This is a genomic window from Rhodocytophaga aerolata (assembly GCF_030503435.1).
Classification (GTDB): Bacteria; Bacteroidota; Bacteroidia; order Cytophagales; family 172606-1; genus Rhodocytophaga; species Rhodocytophaga aerolata.
The window spans coordinates 138,846-155,834 of record NZ_JAUKPO010000016.1 but is presented as its reverse complement, the minus strand read 5'-3'; the positions used below and the strand labels follow the sequence as shown (position 1 = coordinate 155,834).

The 16,989-nt window shown below is 41.1% G+C and carries 18 protein-coding genes and 1 tRNA gene; 6 read left to right on the top strand and 13 right to left on the bottom strand.

What is annotated here, in order from left to right; all coding sequences use genetic code 11:
• Positions 1 to 132 precede the first annotated feature (132 nt).
• A complete protein-coding gene (locus Q0590_RS23060) occupies positions 133 to 651 on the bottom strand; it encodes a hypothetical protein (protein ID WP_302039975.1) in 519 nt (172 codons plus the stop codon).
• Positions 652 to 993: 342 nt separating this feature from the next.
• Between Q0590_RS23060 and Q0590_RS23055 the strand changes: the two genes are divergently transcribed.
• Positions 994 to 2,013, top strand: coding sequence for an IS110 family RNA-guided transposase (locus Q0590_RS23055; protein ID WP_302039974.1), 1,020 nt, complete (start codon positions 994 to 996; stop codon positions 2,011 to 2,013).
• A gap of 206 nt (positions 2,014 to 2,219) precedes the next feature.
• Here Q0590_RS23055 and Q0590_RS23050 read toward each other — a convergent pair whose 3' ends face one another.
• The 6 genes from Q0590_RS23050 to Q0590_RS23030 all read right to left on the bottom strand — a co-directional run bounded on the left by Q0590_RS23050 (position 2,220) and on the right by Q0590_RS23030 (position 4,726).
• Complete coding sequence (locus Q0590_RS23050; RefSeq protein WP_302039973.1) at positions 2,220 to 2,786, bottom strand: hypothetical protein; 567 nt, start codon at positions 2,784 to 2,786, stop codon at positions 2,220 to 2,222.
• A gap of 164 nt (positions 2,787 to 2,950) precedes the next feature.
• A complete protein-coding gene (locus tag Q0590_RS23045; protein WP_302039972.1) occupies positions 2,951 to 3,289 on the bottom strand; it encodes a hypothetical protein in 339 nt (112 codons plus the stop codon).
• Positions 3,290 to 3,409: 120 nt separating this feature from the next.
• Entirely contained in the window at positions 3,410 to 3,907 is a 498-nt protein-coding gene (locus Q0590_RS23040; protein WP_302039971.1) for a hypothetical protein, read from the bottom strand.
• Between the two features lie 118 nt (positions 3,908 to 4,025).
• On the bottom strand, positions 4,026 to 4,355 hold the full coding sequence (locus Q0590_RS23035; protein WP_302039970.1) for a hypothetical protein: 330 nt from the start codon (positions 4,353 to 4,355) through the stop codon (positions 4,026 to 4,028).
• On the bottom strand, positions 4,342 to 4,494 hold the full coding sequence (locus Q0590_RS37575) for an Arm DNA-binding domain-containing protein (RefSeq protein WP_366970497.1): 153 nt from the start codon (positions 4,492 to 4,494) through the stop codon (positions 4,342 to 4,344). Before Q0590_RS37575 ends, Q0590_RS23035 begins: the two co-directional genes overlap by 14 nt.
• Positions 4,495 to 4,652: 158 nt before the next feature.
• Positions 4,653 to 4,726: transfer RNA gene (locus Q0590_RS23030), tRNA-Ile, on the bottom strand.
• A gap of 86 nt (positions 4,727 to 4,812) precedes the next feature.
• Here Q0590_RS23030 and Q0590_RS23025 point away from each other — a divergent pair.
• Together Q0590_RS23025 and Q0590_RS23020 are read left to right on the top strand one after the other, a co-directional pair.
• On the top strand, positions 4,813 to 5,433 hold the full coding sequence (locus Q0590_RS23025) for an HAD family hydrolase (protein ID WP_302039969.1): 621 nt from the start codon (positions 4,813 to 4,815) through the stop codon (positions 5,431 to 5,433).
• Entirely contained in the window at positions 5,433 to 6,560 is a 1,128-nt protein-coding gene (locus tag Q0590_RS23020; RefSeq protein WP_302039968.1) for a site-2 protease family protein, read from the top strand. The genes Q0590_RS23025 and Q0590_RS23020 overlap by 1 nt, the downstream gene beginning before the upstream one ends.
• Before the next feature lie 27 nt (positions 6,561 to 6,587).
• Here the strand turns inward: Q0590_RS23020 and Q0590_RS23015 are convergent, their stop codons facing one another.
• The 4 genes from Q0590_RS23015 to Q0590_RS23000 all read right to left on the bottom strand — a co-directional run bounded on the left by Q0590_RS23015 (position 6,588) and on the right by Q0590_RS23000 (position 10,968).
• A complete protein-coding gene (locus Q0590_RS23015; protein WP_302039967.1) occupies positions 6,588 to 7,385 on the bottom strand; it encodes a LytR/AlgR family response regulator transcription factor in 798 nt (265 codons plus the stop codon).
• 34 nt (positions 7,386 to 7,419) lie between these two features.
• Positions 7,420 to 8,514: a histidine kinase gene (locus Q0590_RS23010; protein WP_302039966.1), complete on the bottom strand. Its 1,095-nt coding sequence runs from the start codon at positions 8,512 to 8,514 to the stop codon at positions 7,420 to 7,422.
• The gene (locus tag Q0590_RS23005) at positions 8,492 to 9,556 is read right to left on the bottom strand and encodes a sensor histidine kinase (protein WP_302039965.1); all 1,065 of its coding nucleotides are present in this window, start codon (positions 9,554 to 9,556) and stop codon (positions 8,492 to 8,494) included. The genes Q0590_RS23010 and Q0590_RS23005 overlap by 23 nt, the downstream gene beginning before the upstream one ends.
• A 152-nt stretch (positions 9,557 to 9,708) precedes the next feature.
• The gene (locus Q0590_RS23000) at positions 9,709 to 10,968 is read right to left on the bottom strand and encodes a hypothetical protein (RefSeq protein WP_302039964.1); all 1,260 of its coding nucleotides are present in this window, start codon (positions 10,966 to 10,968) and stop codon (positions 9,709 to 9,711) included.
• Between the two features lie 108 nt (positions 10,969 to 11,076).
• Between Q0590_RS23000 and Q0590_RS22995 the strand changes: the two genes are divergently transcribed.
• A complete protein-coding gene (locus Q0590_RS22995; RefSeq protein WP_302039963.1) occupies positions 11,077 to 11,433 on the top strand; it encodes a hypothetical protein in 357 nt (118 codons plus the stop codon).
• Between the two features lie 89 nt (positions 11,434 to 11,522).
• Here the strand turns inward: Q0590_RS22995 and Q0590_RS22990 are convergent, their stop codons facing one another.
• A complete protein-coding gene (locus tag Q0590_RS22990; RefSeq protein ID WP_302039962.1) occupies positions 11,523 to 12,302 on the bottom strand; it encodes a DUF2490 domain-containing protein in 780 nt (259 codons plus the stop codon).
• 109 nt (positions 12,303 to 12,411) lie between these two features.
• On the bottom strand, positions 12,412 to 13,938 hold the full coding sequence (locus tag Q0590_RS22985) for a tagaturonate reductase (RefSeq protein WP_302039961.1): 1,527 nt from the start codon (positions 13,936 to 13,938) through the stop codon (positions 12,412 to 12,414).
• Between the two features lie 277 nt (positions 13,939 to 14,215).
• On the opposite strand from Q0590_RS22985, the gene uxuA reads away from it, so the two are divergent.
• The gene (uxuA, locus tag Q0590_RS22980) at positions 14,216 to 15,433 is read left to right on the top strand and encodes a mannonate dehydratase (protein WP_302039960.1); all 1,218 of its coding nucleotides are present in this window, start codon (positions 14,216 to 14,218) and stop codon (positions 15,431 to 15,433) included.
• Positions 15,434 to 15,579: 146 nt separating this feature from the next.
• Complete coding sequence (gene uxaC / locus Q0590_RS22975; protein WP_302039959.1) at positions 15,580 to 16,989, top strand: glucuronate isomerase; 1,410 nt, start codon at positions 15,580 to 15,582, stop codon at positions 16,987 to 16,989.

The following is a 16,989-nucleotide window of genomic DNA, read 5'->3' as shown; positions in this document are numbered from 1 at the left end:
AACAAGTCAATGTTTATTTTTACTTTATCCAATTTTATATTTTACTGACAGCCAATGAGCCAAGAACCTCCACATACCCTTACTTCTACTGAGGATGTGGCGTAGGCAGTAGGGTTGCTGGCAGGTTTGGCGTTACTTGCCGTTGTTTATTGTTAACTGCTTGGTTTGTTTATCAAATTGAAAAGGTACTTCCTCCCAATCAAAATCATACGCCTCAAGTTTTCCCTTCACCATTATACTATCCTCTTGTTCTACTTTTATAGAGCCTAAATCTGACATATGCTCGACTTTTACTAATTGACTGTCACTCTGTAATAGGTAAAAACCCATCCAATTTGCTACCAACACTTCTTTTTCATTAATCTTGGCAGCGAAACTAATGGACTCCAGAGGTACTCGAAATATCAAAGCATTTAACTCATTATCGATCCAATATCCTGCTCCCATAGCGATAACTAAAAACTCATTATTATCCGAAAGAGCTATCACTTTATTAATTCCATACTCATCATTGGTAAAGCTACCTCTCCAGGCTGAATAATTGTTTTTCTCAAATTCAACCCATCTACAATTAGGGCTAGTTAACCCAAAATGAAATTCAGGAGTTGAATCAGAAATAGGTACCCCATCTAGTTCTTTAGCTTTACCCATTTTTTATTTCCTTCTATGGCAAGTAACGGTTCAAGAACCCTCGCAAACCGGCCTTTTGTGCTGAGGTTACAGCTGAGAACAAAGCGGTTGCCCTTTAGCTTTGTATAGTTGTAAAATTCCATGAACTTCATTTAAAGATAACCTTGCTCAAGGCGCATTATGCGGTTGCCCAGGCTCTAGGCCTATCCTGCGATTGAATCCTTAAGCAGGTTTTTGAAGAAACTTCAAATAGAAATTAGAGCAAACAGCTATTAGCTCAGGCTCATTATTAAGGACTTGATTGTCTTCAAAGTGTTATCCTGTATTCTTTCTCTTCTCTGTAATGTAAACATTTCTTTGATTATGCAAAAGTTCATTTATTTCATTGGGATTGACATCTCCAAGCAGACCCTTGATTTTTCCCTAGTGCAAATGGGAAATCAATTATTTCACCTAACCACGGCTAACAATCCAAAAGGCATTGCCTGTTTTATCAAAAAGCTAAAGGATTTACCCGGATTTGAGATCAAGCAAGCGCTGTTTTGTATGGAACATACCGGGATCTATAATCATTTCCTACTTGAGGCTTTAACTTCTTTGCAAGCTAATATTTGCTTACAGGCAGCTATACAAATTAAATACTCCTTGGGGCTGCAAAGAGGAAAAAATGATAAAATCGATGCCAAACGTATTGCTCTGTACGCTTATTTAAAAAGGGATACACTCGAGCTTTGGCAACCCCCACGGCCGGTGATGAAGCGGTTAAAATATCTGGTCGCTTTAAGGAATAGGCTCATTAGAGCTAATCATCAATTAAAAACAGCCCTTGCAGAGACTGCTCATTTCTCAGATAAAACTTCTATAAAAGAACTCGCTACTTTATGCAAATCTTCCCTGCTTTCTTTAGCTAAGGATGAAAAGAAGGCCACCAAAGCCATTGAAGCCATTATCAAATCAGATCAGAAGCTAAACCACTTATTCACTTTAATTACCTCTGTCAAAGGGGTAGGTCAAATCACAGCTACTCAAATCATCCTTTCCACGAATGAATTTAACGACATTAAAGAAGGCAAAAAGTTTGCTGCTTATGCCGGGGTAGTGCCTTATGAGCATTCTTCTGGCAGCAGTATCAGAGGCAAAAACAGAACATCTAAGATGGCTAATCAGTCAATGAAAACCTTATTACATATGGCCGCTCTATGTGCCATTGTACACTGTTCTGAATTGAAAGCCTACTATGAGCGAAAAGTAGGGGAAGGGAAAAATAAAATGGCTGTTATCAATGCTGTTAGAAACAAGCTGGTGTTGAGAATATTTGCCTGTGTAAAAAACAATCGCCAGTATAGTGCTGAGTATCTGTATCAAGCGACTTCTAGCGGATAAATATTAAGAAAGAACTATTGTCGTTACAGTGTGGGAATGTGGGTAACTTTTGGATGGGCTTGGGTAAGGGAAGTTATCCATATTTCCACACCATTTCTGCCGCTCACCTAGTTAGATAAAACAGGATAAAATAAAGCTGCAATTACTTGCTTAGACCATAGAAATCGCAGGGTTAAGTGTTATGGCTCGTTTTTATTAGTTTATATCTATTGTTGAAATCTTTTGTGGTTTTTCATAATACCACCTCTTGCATATGCCGGATATCTATGACCGACTATTAATACATTAGACTCATAATAGTTATTTATGTCATTTTTATTTACAAAGCTACAGTCAAAATATAAATCACTGTTTGAACCAAATACAAAGAAATTATATGCAGTAGGCTTCTCTGGACAAATATCAGTAATTATGAAGCCTTCCTTGTCTGTTATGTATTCAATAGCTTTATTTATATCAAACGTATCAAATCTAATAATCCACGTTTCATTTAGAATAAGCCTTTCTGGATAGTCTATCCAATAGGTAACTGTTACTTTTTCACCTAATTTTTTCTCCAACTCATAATTATCCGATCTATGTGATTGTTCAAAATTTTCTTTTAATAACTGGTCATGAGCAACATTATAGTTGGGCTCAAATAGTACATAAGATGGCTTTGTATTTGTATTAATTGATACACTGTTATCCTCAGAAAATATCTCATTTACAGTATATCCAATTATAAATGCTATTATAAGTAATAAAGCATACAAGAGTTTATTCTTAAACATAAATAGATACAATGATTATCAAAAGTTAAATCACTGATAAGATATTAATTCATCCGTTCTAATGAGCCATAATGTAACAAACATTGACGCAGCCATGGCCCATGCGTTAGATTTGTGCTTAAGCGGCCAGGTTGTCGACTTCAATGTGGTGTTGTGCGCTGAATTTATATAATTTTAATGCTAGTCTTTCTTTTCAAGGGTGTATTTATCGTACTTATCCCTAAAGTTTCCACTACTTCAATTGTATCTGCCTCTATCTTTAGTTCACTAATACTTGGGCTTATTTCATATAATTCCTCATTATTGCCTTCAATCCTCAGTCTGAAGCCACTAAATCTCCAATTTATTTCTTTCACGGTAAGGGTAAAATAAATGCTGCTAGTGCCATGTCTATCATATTCCCTGTCTGTTATAAATTCTGCGATTTGCAATTGCTTCCCTATCAATGATTGAAGATGTTCATGTAATTGAGTGAATGCTTTTGCTTGTTCTTCTCTTGTCACTTTATTTTCCTTTTTTGCGCACAACGGAATATGAGCAGCCGACGGCCTTGCCTCATGCTGAGGCTTTGCGTATCAGCGGCGGGCTGGAAGGTCTGCTTAATGTTAGGTGGCGTTCTTTTTTCATTCAAATGGTTTATCAAATTTAATGTCTTGTCGAGATTGCAAATCAAGTATTTTTATTTCTTCACTCTTCTGATATATACCCAATCGTTCTTGAATTGCAACCCCGGAAAATCGAAAATCTACACTATTGTTTGAATCGCCAAAATTGAGGTGTATAGTAAAATAATCTGGATAAGTTTTTAACTGAATCCTTTCAATAATATAAGTTCCTCTTCTGCTGCCACTGTTATATCTTATATCTTCTTGATACTCATTGTTGGCAAGTTGCTTATACAAAAACTTTCCTATCGTTAAATCCTTAACATCATAGAAGGTAACCTTTCTAAATCTGTACTGATATCTGTTTAATGGTTCCGTTGAACAAGAGGTAATGAATACTATTTTTTCTGTTGATTTGTCGATTACAAGTTCAATTAATATACTTTGTTCGTACACTGTATCAGCAAACCATTCTCTTATTGCTTCTTTATCAGATAGAATAGTTTGTTCGGTCATTTTTTATCATTTTATGCCACCTAATGAACCAAACACACTCGCAACTATGGCTTCAAATTGGAGCTCTGCGGTGAGGCAGCCTAGTTGTCGATAGTGTGTGGTGTTAGGCTTATTATTTTTACATTAACTCATCAAACTTTGGTCTTTTTCTTTTGCCTTCAGAGACTAATTTTATCAGCTGATGAGCATTCTGGTTTATCTTATCCATCGGATCTATGGCTAAGGCTTTCTCAATCCACTCAAGGGCCTCTTTATCTTTTCCTGCTACCATTAGATTAATGGCATGGTTACACATTAAACCTGAATCAGTGGGCAACCTTTTTATTGCCTCAAGCGAATAATTTACTGCAAGTTCAACATGCCCTGCATCTATAGCCGCTATGGATGCTTCTCTTGCTACATCAGGGTTTAATTTCTCTATTGCTAAGGCATCCTCAAATAATTGCATCGCCCAGGTTCGGATTAATATATTTACCAGTTAATATCAGTTTTGGCTTACTATTGATTCTTAACACAATATAAATAGGAGCTGTACCGTCTGGTTTAACTTTACTCTTTTTGCAATATAATTTAGCGGATACACTCATTAGTCTATTTTTCTAGGTCTCATATAGGTCCCAATAGTTAATATTGAGTGGCTAAAAATAGGCTTTTTCGCTATAAAAATCAAAGCAGCAAAAAGAGGCAGGAAGAGGCTAAAAAGTAAAAAACCCTCTAATTCCGCAGAATTGAGGGTTTTTTCACGTGGGCCAGCCTGGGCTCGAACCAGGGACCCCCTGATTATGAGTCAGGTGCTCTAACCGGCTGAGCTACAAGCCCGCAAAACAACATTGTTTCAGTTGCTTTGTTTTGGGAGTGCAATTTTACATATTTGCATCACAATCCACAAATAAATTACAAAAATTTTGATTTCTTCTCACATTAAAAATCTACTCTTTGATCTGGGTGGCGTCATTTTAAATATCGATTTTCAACAGGTGGCCCTGTCCTTCAGTAAATTAAGTGAAAAAGATATTCCCTTTATCCGTCAGCAAATAGAAGAACGGCGTTTGTTTTACAATCATGAAGTTGGCAAATGGACAGATGCAGAATTCCGCATTACGGTAAATCATATGCTGGAAACTTCGCTAACCGATGAACAAATAGATCAAGCATGGAATTCAATGCTCTTCGACATTCCACAGGAACGAATAAAACTCTTGAAAGAGTTACGCAAAACCTATACGCTTTATTTGCTGAGCAATACAAATGCAATTCATATTCAAGAGGTAAACCGCATCTTACAACGCGACCATCAGATTTACAGCCTGGAAGACTTGTTCGATAAAACCTATTATTCTCATCAAATTCAACTGGCGAAGCCCTCAGCCGATTGTTACCAGTATGTGTTGAAAGATGCCGGCATCCTCCCTAAGGAAACCTTATTTATTGATGATAGTGCTTTAAATATACAGGGAGCAAAACAAATAGGCATTCAAACCGTTCATTTACAAACTCCGGCTACTATTTTAGATATATTCCGCTAATGGGTGAACACTCAATTAAAACGTATTTCCTACACAGTTTCCTGTTCATACTTACGTTTATTACTACTACCCTTGCAGGGGCTGAATGGATGTTTGGAAACAGTTTTATTTTTTCTCCGCAACCGCTGGGATGGCCGGAATTCTGGCAGGGCATGTATTTTTCTATTCCTTTCCTGAGTGTACTAACGGTACATGAATTTGGCCACTATATTACTGCCCGTTTATATAAAATCCGCCTGACCTTGCCCTATTACATTCCTTTCTGGTTGGGAATAGGCTCCATTGGTACAATGGGGGCTTTTATCCGCATAAAAAGTCCTATGCATACCAGGCAAGAATATTTTGATGTAGGCATTGCGGGCCCACTGGCAGGATTCATTCTGGCTTTGGGTGTATTGTTGTATGGCTTTACGCATTTGCCGCCCCCTGAACATATTTTTACAATTCATCCGGAATATCAACAGTATGGCTTAGCCTATGCGCAGCATGTATATAAAGATACAGAAGGGGGTTTTGCCTTAGGCAGAAATTTACTCTTTGTGCTGTTTGAGAAATGGGTGGTGACTGATCCGGCACGTATCCCCAATGTGTATGAAATGGCACATTATCCCTTCTTATTTGCAGGGTACCTGTCGCTTTTTTTTACGTCGCTGAACTTGCTTCCCATCGGACAACTGGATGGCGGACATATTCTGTTTAGCATGGTAGGATACCGAAAGCATAGCCTGATTGCTCCAGTTCTATTTGTCGGTTTTGTCTTCTATGCCGGGTTAGGTTTGGTGGTGCCGCCAGCCTCTGAGACTGAGTTTTTGGATACGTTCCACTGGGCACTGCTTTATTTTGGTTTTTTGTTTATTACTTTTTCACGCACAGTGAATGGAGCAAAAAACACCATTTTGCTTAGCTTATCGGTGTTTGCCGGTCAGTATTTACTGTCGTTCTTATTTCCGGGCATTGAAGGCTATTATGGATGGCTGCTGTTCAGCTTTATCCTGGGCAGGTTCTTGGGTGTGTATCATCCGCCAGTCTTATATGACCGTCCGCTTTCGGCTGGCAGGCAAGCACTAGGCTGGCTATCGCTGCTCGTTTTCATTCTTAGTTTTAGCCCCAAGCCTTTTATCATGTAATAGAATTCACTATTGTTGAACTCCTACTTAATCAGTAGCAACCTGCGGGCTGTTGCCATTAAACCATTCTTTAAAATCATTAACCCGTTCCCGGCTTACAATTATTTCTTTATCGAATTCCTGCTGAAGGTGAATTTTCAGGCGGCTATTGGAGTAAACCAATACATCCCGGATGCCATTGATGTGCAGAATGATGCTCCGGTTTACCCGAAAAAATAACGCAGGATCTATAATTTCCTCCAGGTCTTCCAGCTTATAATCGACGATAAATTTCTTTTTGGTAGTTGTATACAGAAATACATCCCGGTCTACGGCATAAAACAAGGTAATACTATCTGCCGCAATAGAGTGAATGTGTTCGCCCAGCCTGACCATAAACCTGTTTTTATAATTCTTTTTCTGTAGCTGGGAAAGCATTCTGGAAAGGTTCTCCAGCGGTATACTCGGTTGCCGGGATGGAAGGCTACTTCTCAATACCTCCAGTTTTTGCATGCTGCTGGCCAACGCTTCATACGATATGGGTTTTAAGAGATAGTCTATGCCATTTACTTTAAAGGCTTCTATAGCATATTCACTGTAGGCAGTGGTAAAAATGACTGGCTTTTGGATAGGAGTCTGCTTAAAAATCTCAAAGCTTACTCCATCCGACAATTGTATATCCATAAATAGCAGGTCTACTTCAGCTATTTCCCTACTGAACCATTGGTTTACCTGCTGTACACTTTCCAGCTTTGCCAGCACCTGAATAGAAGGATCATATTGCTTAATATACCGCTCCAGTTTGTCGGCGGCTGGTTTCTCATCTTCGATAATCAGAACTTTCATGGGTTGCAGGGATTAGTAGTTGGCCGGTGGGTAGTTAGGATTGATGAATGACTTGTGGTTTTTCTGTGAGTGAATGCGTTCTGTTGTCTACAACTGGATGTTCCTGAAGCAAAGGCAATTTAATGATGCACTCTACCTGCGACGGCTGGTAAACTACTCTCTTATCTGTAAAGAAGCTATACGTTTGTGATAAACGGTGAATGGTTTCCTGGACAGGGTTATGCAGCAGTAGCCGGTTGTTGCTGGGGTAATGTAACACCACAAATGAATCTTCCACATACACATCCACCGCCAGAACGAAGCCAGGATGCATAATGGTAGATAAAATACTGTTTTCCATTAATTCCGGTAAACTTCCTGGCAAAAGCAATAATGCCTGTTCCTCTTCCGCTATGCAGATGGTCACCTTAATTTTCCCTTCAAATTTATGGTTGTATAGGTAGGCCATATCCTGTAGGGCATGCAGTTCTTTTTCTAAAGCAATCAGTTCTTTATGCCGGTGGTCCAGGGTGTAGCGGTAGAGGGAAGAAAGCCGGTCTATAAATATTTCTGCCATGCCGGCATCTTGTTGTACTAAACTAATAAGCGTTTCCAGGCTATTATACAACAAACCAGGATTTACCTCCTGTTTAAGCTGCTGTAGCTGGTGTTCCATCTTTTTGCGAAGGGCTGTTTCCTGAGTAAGCTTTTCTGTGCTGTGTTTTTGCAGAAAATAAATACTCAAGTAAAGTAAGGTATATAGGAAGGTAGTTAACAAATAAATACTGTTGAGCGTAAGTAACTCAACCTGGAAAGTGGAATAGCCCACAATAAAATAAAAATAAATAGCCACTCCCCCACTAATTACGGTTAGCGAGCAAAGCATATTCACTGCTAGCTGTGTGGCAGTAAGAATTTTGATGTCTTTTTCTGCTGGTAAATACCTATTCACCATGTCAATCATCAGCCGCAATGACTCAGATAACAAATAGGTAAGCACGATACAAAGTAATACTTCCTGGCTGAAAAAATTTTCTGTGATCTGGCCTACACTGTCAAATACCAACAGCACCAGCACATATACCACTAATCCATACACCGGCGGGCAAAGGATGCGGAAATAGGCGTTATGAATGAATAGTTGCTTCATGAACAGGTTCGATTGGTGGAAGTTTTACAGTAAAATGGCTGTCTTTCAAAACCTGAATTTGCCGGTTAGTTAAGTACTGATACCGGCCCCGGATATTATCCAGCCCGATTTTAAAAGAATCATTTCCAGTTTCTTTTGGCTGAATGGTATTTTTTACTGTTATCTGATCATACATATCCACATATATTTTAATCTGAAGTGGATTCTCTTTGGTTGCCTGGTTATGTTTTACGGCGTTTTCCACCAGCAATTGCAGGGTAAGCGGAGGTATCCTACTTTGCATCACATGATCTGGCAAGTTTATCTGGATGTCCACGGCTCCTTCAAACCGTGCTTCGAGCATAAAAATATAGGCATGTAGAAATTGGGTTTCTTCGGATAGGGTTACCAAGGGTTTTGTATGCGTAGATAATATGTATTGATACGTATGGGCCAGCTTCCGGATGAACTGCTCGGCTGTTGCCCGGTTCTGGTAAACCAATGCGGAAATCGTATTCATGCTGTTGAACAAAAAATGCGGGCTGAGCTGATTTCGCAGAATCTGCAGTTGCAGGGAAAGCTGGGTCTGGGTGAGCCTGACAGAGGTAAGTTGCTGCTGGGCAAACTGCTTATAAGAGAATAAAGTAACATCAACAATTGTATACACAAATACTCCTAAGAATACCAGGATACCTACTTTAATAGCACCATCCCGGTAGGTTTCCAGAAAAACACCTGCCGGTTGCCTGGCAGCTGTTGTGTAAACATACAGACTGGCGCTTACGCCAATAATCAGCAAACTCAAAAGAATATGTAGCAGCATGCCCGTTAGCAACCGCACCGTGATCATTTGCTGCCAGGGAAACCATTTATTTAACCTCAGCCGCAAAACCGATACAACTGCCGCAACAGCTACAAAAGTAGCTAATGTATAAAGCAGGAGCTGAACATTTTCTGTATAATTGGGCGTTTTACCGGTTTCGCTATAAAACAGATACGTGTAGAATACCCCTCCAATCAAGGTTCCGGCAAGCAGTAAGAGAAGTAATCTAAGTGGTTTCATGGGGTATGTTGCTTATTTTTCAACCTGGCTGCAAAAGAACGGTAGCACCCATGTAAGTAAGGCACCTTGCAGCCAGCAGCCTTACTCACTCTTTCACAAAACGTTTATTACTTTAAAATAGCATTTGTATCGCAAGAGATAGTTTCGTCAGATCAGTCCAGGTTATCCATTACTTTCCGGTATTCAAAATCGGAACTGATGGTTTTGGCTGCTTTTTTATAGGCTTCTATTACAGCAGGTTTATCCTTAGGCATAGTCCTGCTAGCTTGTTGTAGTAACTTCCCCTTTTCAAAGTCTGAATGTACATGTGTTACCGCCCCCATCCATTGCACATATTGGGTTTCAGACAGCTGGGCATTCTTTAATAAAGTAGCCAGTGTTTTGCTTTTTTCAAAATCAGAACTAATTTTTGTTATCGTTTCCAGTAATAATGGAAAATGTTCGTTCAGTACTTTGGGCTTTGTACTGATAAGCTTATTAAATACTTTACTTTTTTCAAAGTCTGAAGAAATACCAGATACGACTGTCAATGTTTGTTTAAAATACGTATCTGGCAATTCTTGCTTGGTAAGCATTTCTGTAAGCACTTTGCTCTTCTCAAAATCAGAGCTAATGCTAGCTACAGCATCCAGGGATTTAGTAAAACCGCTTTCATTTAGTTTAGTACTAAGCACATGACTGAGGACCTTGGCTTTTTCAAAATCTGAGGATATTCCCTTCACAGCATCCAAATAGGTATTTGTTAAGGTAGCATTTTGCAAATAGTTTCCGCTAACCTTTTGCAGCAGTTTGCTTTTTTCAAAATCAGAATTCACCTGATCCGACACCTCGTTTATTATGGTGCTCAGCTCTTTTTCTTTCAAGCCATTTTGTTGTAGCAGATAGCCAAAATAGATAGATTTTGTATAATCGCTGCTTATAGATTCAATAGCCTGCAATACTCCGTTTATCCCTTTTTGTGCATATATCCTTTTTACCCGTTCTTCGGCCCCAATGCCGGTATTGGCAATTACTTCCGGCAGCATATCCGCCAGCCATTTGCGTCCGTCTGGTTCATAGGGCTCTTGTGTTTTGCCTACATAGTACGTCCGCTTTAGTTCGCCATTGGAATTACTCTCGATATGTACAGCCCGGCGGTTGCCGAAAGTTGTTTTACTGAACTTAAAAAATCCGCCCGGAGAAATGCTTTTTATATCTTTCTCATCATCGGTGAAAGCAATCTCTCCATCATAATTAATTTCCGTAGATTGGTTGTTGTCCGTATGCGTGTACTGATAGGTACGTCTTTTCCGGACACTGGTATCTTGTACTACTTCTGTGGAAGTATGGACTGGTGTAGTGGCCGGAGAAGTTTGCAACAAATGCATATCGAATAAAAGGCCCAGGTGGGCAGCAGCTATACAGGCTATCATGTGAAAGGGTAAAGTGGTAAACATAGGCGTTAAAGAGTTACAGTGAATACGTATGCAATAATGCAAAAATGACAAATAAGCAAAAAGTGCTTTGCAGTGAACTGTAAAATGCGTGTAGCGAACAGCCGGAAAATAGAAGTCACAAGTGTAGCCGGTGATAAAGGTATCCTGCTCCAGAAATTGCACGTAAAAGCAAAAAAGCCTATGCCATTAAACCCAAAACTAGCGGAGAAACTCAGCAAATTATATGAACCTTCTTCCCGGATTGATGATCATTTCCGGGGCAATGATCTTACTTTCATTACTAATGAACATGGAGAACCTGTGACTTTATTTATTGGTAAACGGCGGGAAGATGGGGCTATTGCCGGAGAAAGGTATGTGCGTATAATTAAAAAACGGACAGAAAATGGCGCAATAGAACTGAGTCACTGGGAGAACAAAGGCAAAGTAACTAGAAGGTAATAGTATTTTCTCTCTTAGTTAGGAATATACATGCAAAACCTGTTAGGTTTTAGAAACTTAACAGGTTTATTAAACTGCATAAAGCTCATTTATAATCCCTTTTTCAGATCAGCATTCAACACCAGATTTACGATTAGGCCATTGTTATATTGAAACACATTGCGGTCGTTGATGCGGCGGGAGAGCTGAACAAGTTGCTGCAAATAGCCTGCTTCTATTTTTAGGTTTTTATTCAGCCGGTAACCGGCTAAAAAGCTTACCCGGTTCTGGTCAAATACATTTTGCGCCACATTTTTTCCAAAACCAATAAATATTTCATCATAGGCAGCCAGATAAAACTCCTTGTCGTCCAGCGTAGGGCCTTGTAAGGGTACTTGTAAGCGGACCATATAACGCAAGCGGTTCAGGTACGTCCATCCATCGGGGTTATCACTATCAGCGGAATTAAAGCGGCCGTTCCATCGCTGTTCCAGCCGGTACCGGTGCAGCCAGTCTACCCGGCCGGTTTTTTGGGTAACATTTACCTGCTGGTAAATCCGGTGTTCCGGAAACTGTTTGCCAAAGCCATTAATTGGATAGTCGCCGTAATTAAACGTTTCAATCCAGCCGTATCCCAGATGAAGGAGCACATTGGGATGAAGCTGATAATTTACCCCTACACGTAATAAACTTTGCTGCCAGGTTGTGCCGAAATCTTCCCGGCGCCATTGGTATTCAGTATGCAGGCTCCATTTGGGTTGCACCCGGAAAGTACCAGTATAGGTATACCATCCAATAGTATTATTGTCGCGAAGCCTGGTATTTTGTGCATGAGTTAGGGAAGAAAAACAGGTAATAAGCAGGAAAATAAAAAAAAATATACGGATCATGCATCAAAAAAAGCAAAATTGAGACTATTACCAAAAACAATAAGGCTGTATACCTTACATTCAAACGTATATTCTACGTCCAACAAATCACCCACCTTTCTCCCTTCTTTTACTTCTTCACCTGTGCTTGCACTACAGCTTTTACCCCCTCCTGCAACATGGCATACAGATAATCTGAAACAGTGTTAGCAAACCCGGACAAACTTTGTAAATTGGTTCCCCACAAAGAAGTATCAGCAGTTACCTCCTTCACAAAACCTTCTATAGCCTCTTTAGCAGAGGTATCTACCCCTTGCCAGGCTTTATAAAAGTAGGCAGCAAAATCATCGTTAATGGGGTACGGCTTACCATTTCTCTCACCTGAATATTTTCCATTTTCTTCCTTCACAGCTTTCATAAACAACAGATAGGCGGCAAATCCAAGGGCAAACAGGCGTGGCACTTTTCCATAGTTCTGATGATAATTCACTAAGGTTTGCACATTGCGCATCTTCATTTTAGATGTGTACTGTAAGGTAATGCTGATCAGCGGATGTACAATAAAAGGATTACGGAAGCGGTCCAGTACTTCTTCAGCAAATGTTCTGGCACTCTCTTCGTCTACAGGCACGGCCGGCACCACCTCTTGCTGCATCACCTGGCTAATAAAGCGGCTCAGGTATTCGTCGTTCATGCACTCCCCTACTGTTTCCAGTCCGTACAAGTAGCCTAAACCTACACTGATGGTATGCGTGCCATTCAGCAAGCGAAGTTTGCGTTCCCGGTAAGGGGTAATATCCGGCTCTATAATCACGCCTTTGTCTGCCTGGTAAAACGAAAGCTTCTCTTTTATACGGTCATCTCCTTCAATGGCCCACAGGCGGTAGACTTCCGAAACAGTTAGTAGTTCATCGGTATATCCTACTTTCTGAAAAATAGCTTCCCTGGTTTGTTTATCCGGACTTCCTGGCACAATGCGGTCTACTAAGGAATTGCAAAAAGTAGTATGAGTCGTAAGCCAGGCAATAAAGTCAGCCGGTAATTTATTCTGCTCAGCCAGTTTCAGCACAATCTCCCTCAGTTTTTTTCCATTGTCTACAATCAGCTCACAAGGGATAATGATCATTCCGCTCTCAGGGCTTCCCTTAAATGCCTTATACCGGGCATGTAAAAATGCCAGCAACTTTCCAGGAAACGACTCAGGTGGAGAAAGGCTACTATCATCGTCAGTTAATTGAATACCTACTTCGGTGGTATTAGAAATAATCACCTGCAATTCCGGATTTTGAGCACAAGCAAGCACCTCCGCCCACTGCGATTTAGCAGACAACGTACGGCTGATAGACGAGTTAATAATAAATTCTTCTACCTGCTTCCCTTTTTCTATGCCTCGGATACAATGCGTATATAATCCTTGCTGAGCGGTAAATGTATCGGCGCTGCCTGAATCGGTAGATTTTACCACGACTACCCTACCCTTGAACAAACCTTGCCTATTGGCCTTATCAAAAAAATAGTCGGGCAAGCCTCTCAGCAATACACCGGTGCCAAACTGCAATACTTTTTCCGGCAGTTGAAGCAGCGATTGATCGGGTACAATTACCGGTGAGCCAGGCAGTGTATTATTTTTCAGGTGGTCGGCCGTTAAACTTTGCATAGGTAGGAGGTTTTAATATCTGCCACGAAAATAATCATTCATCTGTAAAATGACAGTACCGCTTATAGAATTATACAAAAACTAAAATTTTTCTGAAAAAAGAAGCCTTTACTGAGTACAAAACTCCTAAAACAGTATCTTATTGAGTAGAGCACGTACACGTCTAGGGTTTCAAAAGTTGAGCATCAGAAAAGAAATGAGGCTACTATACTAGATTGTAAACGTAAAAATCAGGTACTTTACCTGTTGAAAACCTGTAAACCTTTGATCTACCCCTATGAGCATGGAGCAAACATGGCGCTGGTTTGGCCCGAAAGACCCAGTTTCTTTACAAGATGTGATGCAAGCAGGCGCTACCGGTATTGTTACTGCTCTGCACCATATTCCTAATGGAGAAATATGGCCAGTAGCGGCAATTCAGGAACGCAAACGCCTAATTGAGTGGAACGACCAGGCAAGCCCACCTAAAAGAACCTTATTGCGATGGTCAGTTGTGGAAAGTGTACCCATCCACGAACACATTAAAACAGCACAAGCCAACCGTCAACAATACATCGACAATTATAAGCAGACGATCCGGAATCTGGCGCAGTGCGGCATTTACACCATTTGTTACAACTTTATGCCCGTACTCGACTGGACGCGCACCGACCTGGCCTATGAAATGCCGGACGGCTCTAAAGCCCTTCGTTTTGATGCTACCGCTTTTGCTGCCTTTGAATTATATATTCTGAAACGTCCCGGAGCGGAAGAGCAGTACAGTGGTGAGCAGAAACAAGCAGCCAAACACTATTTTGGCCAGCTAAACGATGCACAGAAGCTGCAGCTGCAGCGCAATATTATTGCCGGATTGCCAGGCTCTGAAGAAAGTTTTACGATGGAAGAGTTTCAACAAGTGCTCGATACCTATAAACAGGTAGATGACAAGAGGCTGCGGGAAAACTTAGCGTATTTTCTGAAAGAAATTATTCCGGTGGCGCAAGAAGTAGGCGTTCGTATGGCTATCCATCCAGATGATCCGCCCAGGCCCATTCTGGGTTTGCCGCGTGTGGTGAGCACAGAAAAAGACATACAAGCGTTGCTCAGCGTGGTAGATTCTCCGTCTAATGGATTTACCATGTGTACCGGCTCTTTTGGGGTCCGGGCAGATAACGACCTGGTAGGGATGGTAGAACGGCTAGGACATAAAATAAATTTTGTTCACCTGCGAAGCACTTTACGTGATCCGCAGCAGCCCGATACCTTTTTTGAAGCGGACCACTTGACTGGTGATGTAGATATGTATGGGGTAGTAAAAGCGTTGGTATTGGAAGAACGCAAACGCAAAGCCGCCGGACGTGCCGATTTTCAGCTTCCTTTCCGCCCCGATCATGGGCACCAAATGCTGGACGATTTGCACAAAAAAACCAATCCTGGTTATTCAGCGATCGGCCGCCTGAGAGGACTAGCCGAATTACGCGGCCTGGAATTAGGCATCGAACGGTCATTAGGCTGAAACAGGATCAAAGGATTTTAAGAGTAGCCGGATTTGGTGACACTTTTCGGGATATAGTATGGCCTGCTAGTACTTCTGTAAATCCGCTAATCCTATAAATTCTGGTTCAGACATTATTCATTTTTCAATTGTCATTATTCATTGTTATGAAGCCTTTCCTGTCAGAAGATTTTTTGTTGCAAACCGAAACGGCCCGCTTGCTGTACCACGAACATGCCAGCAAAATGCCCATCATTGATTACCACTGCCACCTGCCGCCTAATGAAATAGCCGAAGACAAGCAGTTCAAAAATCTGACGCAGATATGGCTCTATGGCGACCATTATAAATGGCGGGCAATGCGCACCAATGGCATAGAGGAAAAATACTGTACCGGAACTGCCGACGATTATGCCAAGTTTGAAAAATGGGCAGAAACCGTGCCCTATACCATGCGCAACCCTCTATATCACTGGACACACCTGGAACTGCGCAACCCGTTTGGCATAAAAAAGCTGCTGAATTCATCCACAGCCAAAGAAATTTACGATGAATGTACGGCCAAACTGCAAACACCAGAATTCCGGGTAAAGAGTATTTTACGGAAAATGAATGTACGGGTGATCTGCACTACCGACGACCCAACAGATAGCCTGGAATATCATCAACAACTAAAAGCAGCTAGCTTTGAAATACAGGTACTTCCTACTTTCCGTCCGGATAAAGGCATGGCCCCGGAAAATCCGGAAGTATTTAATGCCTGGGTAGATAAACTAGCCACTGTAAGCAATGTAGATATCCGGGATTTCAACAGTTATCTCACGGCTTTACGCAAACGGCACGACTATTTTGCCAGCATGGGCTGCCGCTTATCCGATCATGGAATTGAAACCATCTATGCAGAAGACTACACAGAAGGGGAAATCAGCCAGATATTCTCTAAAGTCCGGAGCGGAAAAGGATTGAGTGCAGCTGACGTGCTGAAATTCAAGTCGGCTATGCTGGTGGAATTTGCCCTGATGGATCATGAAAAAGGCTGGACGCAGCAGTTTCATTACGGGGCGCTGCGCAACAACAACAGCCGCATGCTCCGGCAACTCGGCCCGGATACCGGATGGGACTCTATCGGAGACTTTGAGGTAGGACGCCCAATGGCCAGGTTCTTTGACAGATTAGATACCCAGAATAAACTAACGAAGACGATTATCTATAACCTCAATCCCAGAGATAATGAATTAATAGCCACTATGACTGGTAACTTTAATGATGGCTCAGTGGCTGGGAAAATGCAGTTTGGTTCAGGCTGGTGGTTCCTCGATCAGAAAGATGGCATGGAAAAGCAACTCAATACACTCTCCAATATGGGTTTGCTGAGCCGCTTTGTAGGCATGCTCACCGACTCCAGAAGCTTTCTTTCGTACCCCAGGCATGAGTATTTCCGCCGGATTTTATGTAACTTAATTGGCCGTGATGTAGAAAATGGTGAACTGCCCAACGAAACAGCATGGTTGGGTAAAATGGTAGAAAATATCTGCTACAACAATGCCCGCGAATATTTTGGATTTGATATACCTTAA